The 13,570-nt window shown below is 67.5% G+C and carries 6 protein-coding genes; 1 reads left to right on the top strand and 5 read right to left on the bottom strand.

Annotated elements, in window-relative coordinates; genetic code table 11:
* Window positions 1–265 precede the first annotated feature (265 nt).
* Genes ACQKI2_RS13475 through ACQKI2_RS13455 form a run of 5 tightly spaced genes read right to left on the bottom strand, consistent with a single transcriptional unit; the run spans window position 266 to window position 12,486 of the window.
* On the bottom strand, window positions 266–3,415 hold the full coding sequence (locus tag ACQKI2_RS13475; RefSeq protein WP_102115168.1) for a helicase-related protein: 3,150 nt from the start codon (window positions 3,413–3,415) through the stop codon (window positions 266–268).
* Window positions 3,405–5,261: a phospholipase D family protein gene (locus ACQKI2_RS13470; protein ID WP_102114738.1), complete on the bottom strand. Its 1,857-nt coding sequence runs from the start codon at window positions 5,259–5,261 to the stop codon at window positions 3,405–3,407. Before ACQKI2_RS13470 ends, ACQKI2_RS13475 begins: the two co-directional genes overlap by 11 nt.
* On the bottom strand, window positions 5,251–6,429 hold the full coding sequence (locus tag ACQKI2_RS13465) for a DUF6361 family protein (RefSeq protein WP_102114739.1): 1,179 nt from the start codon (window positions 6,427–6,429) through the stop codon (window positions 5,251–5,253). The genes ACQKI2_RS13470 and ACQKI2_RS13465 overlap by 11 nt, the downstream gene beginning before the upstream one ends.
* 4 nt (window positions 6,430–6,433) lie before the next feature.
* On the bottom strand, window positions 6,434–9,832 hold the full coding sequence (locus ACQKI2_RS13460; protein WP_102114740.1) for a UvrD-helicase domain-containing protein: 3,399 nt from the start codon (window positions 9,830–9,832) through the stop codon (window positions 6,434–6,436).
* Entirely contained in the window at window positions 9,832–12,486 is a 2,655-nt protein-coding gene (locus ACQKI2_RS13455) for a PD-(D/E)XK nuclease family protein (protein WP_102114741.1), read from the bottom strand. Before ACQKI2_RS13455 ends, ACQKI2_RS13460 begins: the two co-directional genes overlap by 1 nt.
* Before the next feature lie 198 nt (window positions 12,487–12,684).
* On the opposite strand from ACQKI2_RS13455, the gene ACQKI2_RS13450 reads away from it, so the two are divergent.
* Window positions 12,685–13,569 carry a WYL domain-containing protein gene (locus ACQKI2_RS13450; RefSeq protein ID WP_102114742.1) on the top strand — a complete coding sequence of 295 codons (885 nt, stop codon included), beginning with the start codon at window positions 12,685–12,687 and terminating at the stop codon, window positions 13,567–13,569.
* The last annotated feature ends 1 nt before the right edge of the window (window position 13,570 follow it).

Genomic DNA, 13,570 nt, shown 5'->3' with positions numbered 1-13,570 from the left:
GGCAGGAGACCTGCCGCTGATAATCGTTGATGGTCGAGCGCGAGACGCATTTCGCAATGCGTTGGTCATTCAGAGGCACCGACACGCTGGCCGAGCCTCGATGGCGCACGCTCCTGCACGACCGAACATGAGCGCGCGGAAGTGGCCAGGGAAGTATCAATCGTCAGGCGTAGGGAAGGCGGATGGTGGGGGATATAAATAGGCGGGGATGCGGAGTGGTCTTCCCGCTCGCAAAGGGCATTTGGAGCCAGGCGCGGTGAGGTCATCACGCTGACCTGTCGAACACCTCTGGCTCAAGCCGAATTTGCAGGTCTGTAAGCAGGTTGGAGTCCATGCCGTCGCCGGCCAGGGTTTGCAGGTAGTCGAGCAGATCGTCCTGCCGCGGTTGACCGAAGGCCAGTCGATAGACCGTGAGGCTGCGTTTGAGCCAGGCGAGTCGCGTGACTTCCCGACTGAACGGCAGCATCGGCACGCGCCGTTCGACGCGCACGGAACCTTCGTAGATCCAATAGGGGATGAGATCGGTGTCGACCGCCGCCTCGGATCGCGCGTGCTCGAACATCAGCTTCCACGGATCGTCAGGAGCCTGCCCACGGCCCCTGACGACCGCGGCCTGGCGTTCGGCCAGATTGAGGCGCACGGCATGGCCCTTGAAGCGGTGGACGCGGCCTTCGCGCTGCTCGAGGTCCACCGGGTTGCCCGGCAAGTTCCAGTGATAGACGCGATAGCAATAGGGATGGAAGTCCAGCCCTTCCTGGCCGACTGACGTGGTGGCGAGAACGAACGGCCGGAACGGTGAGTTGAAGGCGTCACGCACGCCTCCGAGCCGCGCGACGGCGCCGTCTTCGTCCTTGTAGTCGGCGAGCCGCATCGCGAAGCGTCCGCGCATCTGGAACTTGCTGATGGCGAGGGACTCTCCATCGACTTGCACGTCATCGACGTCGATCTGCGACGGGCGGATAGCGAGGGCCTGGGCCATGGCGCGAGCGACACCGATTGCGCGGTCGTAGGCTGGGTAGGCGCCGAGACCTTCGGCATCGACGAGGTAATGTGCGTATTCGTCCAGGACGGCCTGTAGGTTGTGCTGGGCGCAATAGGCCAGCACGCGGCGCCAGTAGTGATCGTCGGTATCCCGTCTCAGCAAGGCGACCGCGTCATGCTGATTGAACAGCGCCCGGAACGACCAGGCGACTTCAGCGGCGGCGCTGAGCAAGCGTGGGTCATCCCACGCCAGCTCGGGCGCGATCCGCTTGAGGGCGCGAAGCGCGCAGACGGCCGGACTGCCGAGCGCGACGTCAACCAGCAGGTCCGAAAGATCGTCGGACAAAGCGCCGATGTCGTGCGTCTTCACCGCTGCCGCCAGTTCGGTGATATGATCGTGGAAGGCGTCTTCGCTCGCCAGGGCGCGCATGCCGTGGGTCGCTTCCAGCCAGGCGCGGGATCGCGCGCCCAGCAGGTCATCGATCACGGCTGGGGCGGCCCACTCGGCGCTGTGCGCGTCCTGATGCGACACCGCGCCTTCCTTCAAAGCACCGAGGGCGGGCTTGAGGCGGTCGCCCACAGCGGAGCGCATTTCCTCCAGCGACAAGGCGGTCCCCGTTTCGCTGAACACCGCCAGCGGATCGGCCAGCTCGGCCAGCGCCGGCGAGGGATAGATCAACAGCAGCGCGCGCAGACCCGCGAGCCGGCCGTGATCCTGCCGGAACTGCAAGGGACGCAGGCGATGCTGCTCGAAATAACGCCGGCCGGATTCGCCGACGCCCATGCGCCGTTCCGCTTCGTAGGACAGCAGGGCTGCGACCGCGTCGGGCACCATGGACCAGGACGAAAATATCAGCGCCTTGGTCAGCGGCGCCCCGGCTCGCGCCTCGCCGTAATAGGGCATGGCGGCGGGTATCCAGAGGTTCTGTTCCAGATGCTGGCCGAAGATGTCGTCCATGATCGCGCGCATGCGACCGTTAGCCGGGTCAAGCGGCGCATAGGTGTCGATGGCGTCGTGATCGAGCATGGCCGGTCGAGCCGCCTGGATTGCGGTGCGGAGCACGGCCGAAGGCGCGTCGATCTGGTCTTCCAGCAGCCGCTTCAGGCTGTAGTGGCGCATAAAATTGAGCAGATAGGGCGAAGACTTCCAGTATTCGATGATTTCCGGCGCATCGAGCGTGCGCGCCACCTGAGAAACGGCGGATGCCTGCGCGAGGTCGGCGGGCGCGATCGAGACCGTGATGGGAGGCTCGCTCATCATGGAGTCGCGCTCGACCGTGGATGCGACCCGCTCGGTTCGGGCGATCACACGGCGCAGGCGCCGTTCGATGGTCTGGCGGGTCTCGACCGCTGAGGCATGTGACTGTGGCAGGGCATGCAAGAGGCCGCGGAAGGCGCGCATTTCACGTGCCAGCGTGGCTGCCACCTCCGGCCCCTTTTCCCGGCCATAGAGGAAACTCAGGGTCTCAAGGAAGTCCTGATAGTGGTCGCCTTCGTCGGGCTCGTCGCCGGCGAGCGTGAGCATTCGGTAGGGTGTGGCGGAGAGCAGCAAGGTGCGGGCGGCATGCCCGTCGCCTCCCGAGTAGTCGAACAGTTCGCGCGCGAGGATCGCCGCGTCGCTGTCGCCATGCAGCAGATCCCGAAACCGCTGGAACTCGTCCATGACGATGAGGTCGGGTTGCAGCGCATCCACGCAGGCGTGGGACAGCTTGGCGCGGAGCCGGGCGACCAGGCTGTTGCGGGGCTGTGTCATTTCTGCGGGATAGGTGTCCCGGCGGCGCGGGAAGAGTTCGCAAATCCGTTCGAGTTCCTCGAAGATGTCGCGATCCGCCTGCACGTCGCGGCGGAAACGCTCGATGATGCGCTTGTCGACGCCTTCGAGGGTGAGGTTGTCCACGGCGCGGCTCCAACCCTCGACGCCGGCCGTGACCTGCAACAGATTGTGCAGGCCGCGCGGGCGCGTAACGAGGTCGCGCAGGAGATGGAACAGCAAGGCGCGCTCCTGCGTCACGCCCGTCGCGGAGCGCAGATCGAAGGTCGTGCCCGGCGTCAGGCTGATGAAGTTCACCCTGTTGGCGTCGAGGCCCGCCTGGTCGCGCAGTTGCAGGGGAACGAGCGTCATGCGGGTCGGCAGGGCCAGCTCGCGCCGCCCGAGGACGTTCAGCCGGTTGAGGTTCTGGGCGGCGATCGCCTGGTTCGAGCAGATGTAGAGGATGTCGATCCGCTTGGTGCTGTCCCACAGGTGTTCGATCATGCGGGCGATGACCCCGCGCGCCACCATCGTCTTGCCGAGGCCGACTTCGTCGGCGACCAGGAACTGGCGGACAGGATCGTCCTGGCCGTAGAGCCGATCGAAGACGTAGTCGACGGTGCGCCGCTGAAAGACCTTGAGGGGAGCGAGCGCCGCGTCGGCGCGAAACCGTTCATTCGGCATGCGCGGCATCCTGCGTGGCGAGCGCAATTCGGAATGTATTCCAGAGTGCGCGGAACTCGGCCGGAATCGGATCGGTATCGTCACCGTCGCCGGTTTCCAAGCGTGCGATCAGCCGTTCGATGGCGCGAAGCTGGTCTCCGCCCCGGCAGAAGGCCCGAACCATCTCCTCGAGGATGGGCGCGTCGTCGCTTGCCGCGCGCCAAGCGCCCTGACCTGACCCGTCCTGCGCCGCGAGGGCGGCGGCGAAGGGATCGCCTAATTCGGAGAGGAGCAGGCGGAGATAGCGGAAGAAGGCGTCCTTGCTGTCGATCACCCAGCGCAGGATGGCGGCGTGGCGCTCTGCGGGCAGCCCCTCCATCATGAGCCCGGTGCTGAACAGGATCGAGACGTCTTCCGTCTCGTCCGTCAGGTGACAGGCGAGGAACCGGGTAAGGTCGACCAAGGGCATTGCGCCAAGGTCGGCGGGCTGTCCCTGCCGGAGCGGCTCCAGCAGATCGCGCGCATGTCCTTCGCCCCGCGTGATCGGCCAAACTCGCAGCGCACCGAGCCCGGTAAGGGGCAGCGGTTTGGACGGGATCAGCCAGACCCGCCAGACCGGCGCGCCATCGGCGGCGTGCTCGCCGCGCTCGCAACGGAGCGTGAGGCCGCTGCGGCAAATCTCGCGCCGTGCCCGATCCAAACGAGCCTCGGCGGCTCGTTGCGCGGCATCGGCGGCTCCCGTCTCGTCGCGGACGAACGGCCGCGTCAGCCGGCCAAACCCCTTGTCGCCGAGGATTTCCTCGACGCTGCCGACCCGTGATCGCTTCCCGGTCAGGGTGGTGAATATCTCGACATTGCTGCCGGTCAGCAGCGCCGGCCGCGTGGCGTTTCCCGAGCCGACCGTGATCGCGGTGTCCCAGCCGCGTTCGGCGATGAACGCCTTGGCATGGAGCCCTTGTAGGGCCGCTGCGTCCTCCTCCTCGCCATCTTCCGTGGCCGCCATTTCCTCGAGCACGGCCACGCGGGCAAAGCCATCGAGCGTGGCGCCGGGCACCTGGGCGAGTTCGTCGGATCGCCCGATGAAGATGGGCTTTTCGGCGCTGGCCAGGCCGGCGAGCATCGACAAGGTTTGATCGTCGCAGAAGGGCGACACCACGCCCAGCCGAACGCAGGGTTCCGGGCGCCATGGCTTTCCGCCGAGGCCGTTAACGGCGAAGGAGACGCTCTGGAACGGTTCGGGCAGGCTCCATTCGGCGCGGCGCATGTCTTCGGCCAGGTCATCGACAAGCGTCTTCGTTCCGTCGGGAACGCCGACGGTCGCGAGGTCGGGGAGCTGGCGAAGGAAGTCGGCGACCGGGCGATTGACGGCTTTGGGCTGCTTGGTGATCACGCCGTCGAGGGTGGCGGCGATGTCCCATGAGCGATCGCGCGTCAGGTTTCTGGAGAGAACGAGCAGACGCAGGCGGGCGGGGTCTTCGGGCCGCAATGGCGTGAAGCGCAGCGCCCACATCTTGGGATGGAAAGCCCCGCCTTGAGGGGCGGCGACCTCGACGATGATGCGTTCGAGCAGCGAGCAAAGGCGGGAATGCGGCCGGGCGCTCGCCTGGATATGGCCGGCGTCGGTGAAGACGACGAGGCGGCCGGCGATGCGCTCGGCACCCTCGAGCAGCGCCAGAGGATGAGAGAGAATGTCGTCGCGGTTCTCGGCGGCGAAGAGCGCCAGACTGACCGGCACGGCGAGCGCGGTCTCGAAGTCGAGCGAGAAGGTCGTGGCGACGGCCGCGTCGAAGACATAGCCCGCCGGCGGCTGAAGATTGGCGCCGTAGAGCGTTCGTTGTTCGGGATCGAGGCTGCGCCTATTCAGCATGGGCGAGATCCCGCAGGTGGGATTTGGCCTGCGCCCAGCGGAAGCTGAGGCGGTCGGCGCCCGATGCGCCGGTCCAGCGGTCGCGGACAGCGTGATTGGCGTAGCGGGACTGGCTGATCTTGAGCCGACGTTCGCGCTCCTCGACAAGCCGCCGCGCGGCGGGCGCCGAGATTACCTGCTCCGTCCCGGCCAGAACCAGATCGCGCCACTCGCTCACGAACCGCTTGGCGGCCGGTCGGACGGCGTGCGCCGGGTGTTCCACGACATTCCAGAAATCATCGAGCGACCACGCGCGGACGGCGCCGGTATCGAGTTCGTCGCGCCAGGCTTTAAGCCTAGCGCGATAGTCCTCGATCCAGTCGTCGCGCTGGCGCAGCTCGCTGAGCGCGAGGTTATAGAGCAGCGCGGCGCCGTGCATCACATGGGAGAAGACTTCCCCATGCTGGACGAGGCGGCGCGCGGCGGATGGAAACGCCGACAGATGAGGATGTGTCCAAATATAGTCGCAGTCCGCGTCGATGCCTTCGCGCGCCAGCATCGTGAGCAGTGCGGTGGGCTGGCTGGCGATCAGGCGGTCGATGAGGAATTGCGCCTCGTCGGTGGTCAGGCGGAAGACGGCGCTCTCAAGTAGATCGCCGGGCATCTGGGGCAAGGCCGGATTCCAGACGGCGGGCGTCTGGGTGTCGGCCAGAGCGTCTTCGCCGCTGGATGCGCCGCGAGACCGGCCACGGCCCCGCAACGCGACGAACAGACTGTCGAGCGAGCCCGGAAAGACCCGGATGCCCCACGCGCCCAGGCCAGCCCAATAGACGGAACTCGGCAACCGCTGGAGCCGTGGTCCTGCATCCCGGCCGATGATGCCGTTGGACTCACCGCCGGCTTTCAGGGCGTCGGCAAGCCGGATTTCGGTGTCGCGCGCCTCGGTGCGGAGCTGCGCTTCGGGGACTTCGCGCTTTTCCAGCGCCCGATAGAGCCAGGGAATGAACAGCATGTATCGCAGGCGCGTCTGGATCGTGCTCGTGCCCGGAAAGAGGTGATCGGCGATGGAATCCCGGATCGCCCCCAGCCCCAGCTCGTCGCGGGTCTCGCGCTCCTGAAAGAGCGCCATGATGCGCTGCGCGCGCTGCCGCTCGGCTTCATCGAAATCGATCCAGGCAAGAGACGACATGGACTCAGGCCGCCTCGCTTTCGGTCGGCTTCGTCGGCAGGACGGGAATGACGGCGCCGGAGGTCATCAGCACGATCAGTCCGCGCTCGGCGCCGGTCATGTCGAGATAGGCCCGCACCTGCGCGCGATAGTGATCGAGCGTTCCCGTTGCCGGCGTCACATCGCTTTTCCAGTCCACGACGACGGCGGGGCGGCCCTCGGCCGTCAGGGTCAGGGCATCGGCGATCCCGGCCGTTGCGGTTTCCACGCCGTCGGCCGCCTGTGCGGAATAGACGGGAAATTCGGCCAGAAGACCCGGCCGTAGGGCCGCGATGTCAGGCAGAGCCAGGGTCCGGACCACACAGGCCGCCAGTTCCTGCGCCGACAGCCCCGTGGCCGGGTCGGCGACCGGAGACTGCCCGAGGGCTCGGATGAGGTGGCCAGCCCGTTCGGTCAGGGCGGCTTCCGCTTCGGGGATTTCGCCGGTCAGCACCTCTTCCATGAGCTTGTGGAGGATCAGCCCGCGCTCGCGGCCCCCCTGCACGAGGACGGCGGCTTCCAGCTCGGGGGGCTGATCGTCGGCCGATCCCGTCCAGAGCGCGGCTTCTTCTTCCCGCAGCACGGTCCCGGCGGCGTTTTCGTCACGGCTGGGCGCGAGCCAGGTCAACCGCGTCTGCGCGGCCGCGATGGCTTCGGCTTCGGCGGCGAAGCTCGCGCGCGTCTGGGTGTTGCCCGCGCCCGCACCTGCGGTCGTGAGACCGGCAGGCAAGTGAGAGACGTCCAGGGCGGGCAGGTCGGCGAGCGACAGATCGACGAGACCGATCCAGGCCGATTTCGACGGCGTGGCGTCGAGCCGGGGCAAGACGAGGAGTTCGCGGGCGCGGGTGGCTGCGACATACCAGAGTCGGATGCGTTCGCGGTCCAGCTCCTCCTTTTCCGCCTGGCGCGCGGTTTCGTAGCCCTCGGGCACGACGCCCAGGACCGGACAATAGAAGGTCTCGGTCTGGCGGTCGATCACGGCGCTGTCGGGCGCCATGACGCCGGTCATGGTGTTGACCGGAATGACGATCGGCCATTCCAGCCCCTTGGCCGCGTGCATGGTGAAGAGCGCGACCGCTTCCTCCTGGGCGTCGGGCCGTCCCTCGACGGCGCGGGCCTCGTCGGACCACGCCGCTGTCATCGCCTCGGCGAAGGCGCGCAAACCGCGCACGGCGTAGCCGGTCGACAGGCTGAGATAGAGATCGACATTGGCGAGCGCGCGCTCGGCCTGGCCGCGATGGCGCTCGAGGAGGAGCGGACGGACGCGCAACACGTCCACGGCCTGCGAGAGCAGCTCGTGCGGGGTCGTGCTGTTGCCGCGCCGGGAGAGCGATTGCAGCCGCTCGATGACTTCGCGCGCGAGCGGGTGCGCGATGACGGCGGGATCGATGCTGAGATCCAGGCGCGGAATCCGATCCGGCTGTTCCTCCGAGCGCGGAAGTCCCCAGATGATGTCCAGCAGGTTTTCTTCGGTGAGGCCAACCAGAGGCCCGCGCAGCAGCGCGCCGAGCGCCAGGGTGTCGCGGCGGTCGGCCAGAACGCGGGTCAGCGCGATCAGATCCTGGACCTCCTGGCGGCGGAACAGACCCTTGCCGGCTTGGGTCGCGACAGGGATGCCGCGGCGTTCCAGGGCTTCCTCATAGCGCCACAGCTCCGCGCCGGTTGGCGCCAGCAAGGCGATGTCGCCCGGCTGGCAGGGGCGCTCGGCGCCGCTGCGACGGTCGATGATGGGGTGGCTTTCGATCAGCCGGGCGCACAACTCGGCGATGGCGTCGGCTTCGGCGTCGCGCTGCTGTTCGGCGCTGGCCTTGCCGTTTTCGTCGGCCACGGCGATGTCGAGAGCCGCCACGCACAGGCCGCTCCGATCGTCATGAAACGGGTCGAGAGCGGTAAAGCCCGGCTGGCCGTCGGTCGAGAGCACGGCCTCGAAGCGCTCGTTGACGAAGGTGAGGATCGAGGCGCAGGAGCGGAAGTTGGTGGAGATCGACAGAAGGTTGCCGGGGTCTTGGGCGCGGAAGGCGTCGCGCGCCTGCACATAGGCGCCGACATCGGCGCCCCGGAAGCGATAGATCGCCTGCTTCGGGTCGCCGACCAGGAAGAGCGCGCCCGGCCGGATTTGGAACCGGGTCCAGTCGTCATCCCCGTCGACCGGCTCGCCACACAGCCGCCAGAAGATTTCGGTTTGCAGGGGATCGGTGTCCTGAAACTCGTCGACGAGGACATGGGCGAAACGCTGTCCCAGCGCCTGGCGCACGGCGTCGTGGTCGCGCAGCAAGTCGCGCGCGGCGAAAATCAGATCGTCGAAATCGAGCTGGGCGCTGGCGCGCTTGTGGTCGCGATAGCGTTGCAGGATCGGACGCGCTTCGTCGATCAGCGCGGCCAGGGCATGGCCGGCGACGGCCTGCGCCAACGCGACCCAAGCGTCGCAACAGGCGGTGTAGTGGGTCTCGGCGGCGTCGTTCAGCCGGTCGCCATCGGCCTTGGAGAGACCGGCCTGTTTGGCCGTGGCGGCCCATTTGCCCTTCTTGCGGTAGGAGGCGAAGGCGCCGGTCTTGGTGCAAAGATCCGGGTGGGGCCGCGCGGTCAGGAGCCGAACGAGGCCCGCGGGCGTCGCGGGATCGGGACCGTTCGCCACGGCGGTCGCCATTTCGGCCAGCCGCTCGACGATCGTCACCGTTTCGGGCTCGGCCGCCGCCGTGCCATCCATGAAGTTCGCGAAATCCGCCGTGGCCTGCCGGAACGCCGTGAGGTGGCCGCCAAGTGGAGACACGGGCGGGGCCGTGAGCGTGGGGCGACGGCGCAGATTCTCGGCGATCTTATGGATGAGCGCCACGGTCTCGCCGGGGCTGTGCAGCACCAGCTCGGCCAGGATACCGCCCTGACCGCCGGACAGGCGTTCGCGCAGCCAGCCATCGACAATTTCGAGGAAGGTGAGGTCGGCCTGGTTGCGATCCATGACGCCGGCGCCGGGATCGATGTCGGCCTCCGCCGGATAGGGCTTGATCAGGCGCTGGCAGAAGCCGTGGATGGTCGAGCAGGTGATTTCGTCGATCGCGGCGCTGGCGGCGGCGAGATTGTCGCGATGGGCTTGGGACAGCCCATCGGGCAGCGCCACGCGCAGCTCGGTCGCGATCGTGTCGGCCGAGAGATCGGCGACGAACTCGCGGACACGCGACAGCAGCTCGCTCGCGGCGAGTTCGGTGAAGGTGACGGCGGCGATGGAGCGCGGCGCGACGCCTTCGGCCAGCATGGCGGCGATGCGGCCGGCCATGACGGCGGTCTTGCCTGAGCCCGCGCCGGCCTCGACCAGGATGGAGCGATCATGGAGGCTGATCGCATTGCGGCGGGCGCCGTCGTCCTTCAGCACCTTGGACACGCTGCTCATCATTCCGCCTCCCAGACCTGAGCGACTTCGCCAAGCCGCTCCGTGGCGGCCGGCATTTTGCGTTTGCAATAAGTGGCGCTGGCGTTGGCCGGCAGGGCGAAGGCGAGGTCGTCATAGTCGCCGCCGGTATCCGGGCCAGGAAGGGCCGCGCCTCCGGCGAGGCTCGACCGTGCTGCGCGCAGATAGCCCGTGATCTCTGCCAGTACGGCCTCGGGATCGTCGAGCTGGAGATCGACGGGCTCGCGCGGGTAGAGCAGCGAGGCGCTGATGGCGACATCGTCGCCGAGGAGCGCCTTCACCGCGAAGGCATAGAGACAGCGCTGAAGCTCGCGTCCGCCGTTGAGGCGGATCTCGCCGCGCGGCGGCCGTCCGGTCTTGTAGTCCCGCACGAGGGCGCGCTTGCCGTCGCCCGAGATGTCGAGCCGGTCGATATAGCCGGCGATGTTGAAGCCCGTGTCGGGAATCGTGACCGGCGCGCTCGCATCCCAGGGCGCCTCCGCGTCGGATTTCGGCTCCGAGCCGCCGAAGGGCACCTCTCCGTAGGAGCGTGCGCCCGGCAGGACTTCATCACCATAGGACAAGGCGCGGCCCGCCATAACGCGGGCGTCGTCGAGCGTGCGGCTCCAGATGACGACCGGCGGAACCGGACGCTCGCTTTCCCAATCGCCGGCGACGGCTTGCGCGGCCCGCGCCACCGCGGCCTCGATGGTCTCGGCGTCGGCGGAGGCAAGACCGTCTCCGGTTTCGAGGTCGCGCAAGGCGCGGTCGAGAACCAAATGAACGAGATCGCCGATCCCGAGCGCGTCGAGCACGAGCGGTTCGGCGCTGCTCTGCGGTTCACGCCATCCGAAGGCATAGACCCAAACGAAACTCAGCGGATTGCGCAGCAGGCGGCGCAGCGAGCTGGCCGACTGGGTGCGGCCGAGGATGGCGAGAACGAGCGGATGATCCGCCCGCACGAGCCCGTCATGGGGAGTGATCTCGGCCTGCCGCCAGTCGCGCCAGCAGCCCTGCGCGCCGACCGCTTGCGGATCGGCGGCGAACTCCTGGGGCCGGGCCATGAGGCGGTCTGTTTCGCTGAAGGCGTGCGCCGGCGTCGCGTTGCGGCGCAGATAGGTTTCGTCGCCACGCCCGGCGAGCAGAGGGCTGCGACCCAGGAGACGCCCGTCGCTGTCGCGCCGGGCGCGCGACAGAACGACGGTATCGGCCGTCGTGGCGAGGATCGTCTCGAAATCGCGTCGGTCGGCGAGATTGACCGGCAGTGGATCGAGCACCGGGGTCGGGATGATATGGTCCGGGATCAGGCGGTCCTCGGCGATCCCGCGCGGCCAGCGCGAGGAATTGAGGCCGAGGAGCCGCACGAAGCGGCGGGGCGACGCGGCGAGCGCGCTGGCGGGCATCCAGGCGACGCATACGCACGCTTCCAGCCCGTCGTCCTGCTTCAGGAGTTCCAGCGTCGCGTCGATCGAGGCGGCGGGGCCGGCGAGCAGCGCCTTGCGCCAGATCGCGAGCGCGCGGCCCTTGAGGAAGGCTTTTCCGATCTCGCCGGCGGCGTCCGGCCCTTTCGCCAGAGTCTCGACCGCTGTGCGCAGCGCCGGAACATGGTCGGCGCCGTCGGGCCAGTCTTCCGGCGTCAAGCGGACCAGCAGGCGGTTCCACGCGCCCGGCGTCGAGAGCGGCGCATCGGTCGGCAGGACCCGCAGCCAGCCTTCGGGCAGGGTCTCGAATGGCCCGCTGTCCCGGCAGAGCGCCGCGAGGCGCCGCAGCCGGGATTGCGACAGGCCGCGGACCACGATGTCGGCCAGCGCCGCGGCCGACTGGCCCTCGCGGGTCGTGACGGTGCGGACGCCGTGGACGAAGTGCAGGTCGATGTTGGCGTCGGCGCGCAGGGCCAGGAAATGATCGTCATAGTCGGCGGGCGATGCGGTCGCGATGGCGATCTCCGAGGGCGAGACGCCAGTTGCGAGCAGGCTGCGCGCCCAGCGCATCGCCTCGATGGCCTCGTGATAGGCGGTCGCGGCGCTGACGGCGCTGATCCCTGGCGTTTGCGCCGGTGCGCGCGTGATCGTGATGCCGGTGCCGTCCAGCCATGCGGGAACGCTCCTCGGGCCGGCAGTCCACTGCACCGGGATATGGGCGGTGAGGGCCTGGAGCAGCGGCCGCCAGCAGGGCGAGAGTTCGGTAAGGCCGACGATCTCCATCGGGCCGAGGACCGCCGGCGCATGAGCAATGCGGGCGGTCGCGGCTGCAACGATGTCGAGAGGCCGCATCATGCCGGGCGGAAGCTGGTCGAGGACGGCCGCTTCCAGCCGCGCGATGGCGTCGAGACGGGAATGATCCGCCGCGCGTGCGGCAAGATCGATGCCGGCGCGCCAGGCTTTGTGGAGCGTGTCGGCTGCCGCGTCGATCATGCCGGGAAGAGCCTTGATGCTCTCCAGCTCGCCCATCGGCGTGGCTGGGAGGGCCGACTGGATGGCCGCGCGCAGGCTCTCGTCATCGATAGGGCGGGCGAAGCCGCCCGCCAGCCGGACGGCGGCCTGCTCGAACGACATGATCTGGAGGCCATGACGACCGCCACGACCCGCCGCCAGGCGGCTCTCTCGCATGGCGAGGCGACCGTGAACGACCAGGGTGGATCGATGCGCGATGCTCACTGCCGTCCTCCTTCCGGGCGCTGCTCAGGGCTGGGCGCCGGGCCAGCAATCTGACGTTCCAAGCTGTGCTGCCGCATGTTTCGCCCCCCTCCGCGTCCGATCGCCCATTGACGAAAGCCCATAATGGAAATAATAATTACACGGACTATGATGGATTGTCCATATAGTTTTTACTCTCACTGACGCGAGGCGGAAGCAATGGCAAAGGCCGCAACGGCGTTGAAATGGGGGGTGGGACGCCGACTCGAGTTCATCGAGTTCCGGCTGTTCTGGGAGGGTTCGATCAACCGTGCCAACCTCGTTGAGGCGTTCGGCGTGTCGGTGCCGCAGGCGTCCAAGGATTTGACGCTCTATCAGGAGCGCGCGCCGGGAAACATGGAATATGACACCCGCGCCAAGCGCTATGTCGCCGCCGAAAAGTTCGTTCTGCGCTTCCTTGAGCCGGACCCCTACATCTATCTCTCGCAGCTCCGCTCGGTCGCCGAAGGGGCCGTGCCCGCGAGCGATTCGTGGATTGCGGCGCTTCCCAGCGTCGATGTTGCGTTGACCCCCAGGCGGGACATCGACATCGAGGTTCTACGCAAGATTCTCGACGCCACTCGCGAGGGCGTCTCCATCGACATCTTCTATCAGTCGATGAACAAGGTGCGGCCGGACCCCATTTGGCGGCGGATCACGCCGCACGCCTTCGGCTATGACGGGTTCCGCTGGCACGCGCGGGCCTATTGCCACCTTGAGCACAAGTTCAAGGACTTCCTGCTGCCGCGCATCCTCGAAGTCGGTGGGAAGGGCGAGCCTGGGGAAGCCGGCGAGGGGGACTGGCTTTGGAATAACTATTTCGATGTCATCATCGGCCCGCATCCGGGGCTTACGGCGAGCCAGAAGAAGGTCGTCGCCAAGGATTATGGGCTGGATCAGGGAAATGGTGTGCTCTCGATACGTTACGCGATGCTCTTCTATGTTTTGAAGCGTCTGGGTTTGCTTGGTGACGCCGCGAAACAGAGCGCCCATACGCAGCATATCGTAACGATAAACCGCAAAGAAACTGAGGCTGCGCTTGAGAAGGCGGAGTTTCAGCTATGAG

The organism is Hyphomonas sp. NPDC076881, from assembly GCF_050269995.1.
In the GTDB taxonomy this organism is placed as follows: domain Bacteria; phylum Pseudomonadota; class Alphaproteobacteria; order Caulobacterales; family Hyphomonadaceae; genus Hyphomonas.
The sequence above is the reverse complement of the archived record's forward strand: the minus strand, read 5'-3'. Positions and strand labels throughout refer to the sequence as shown.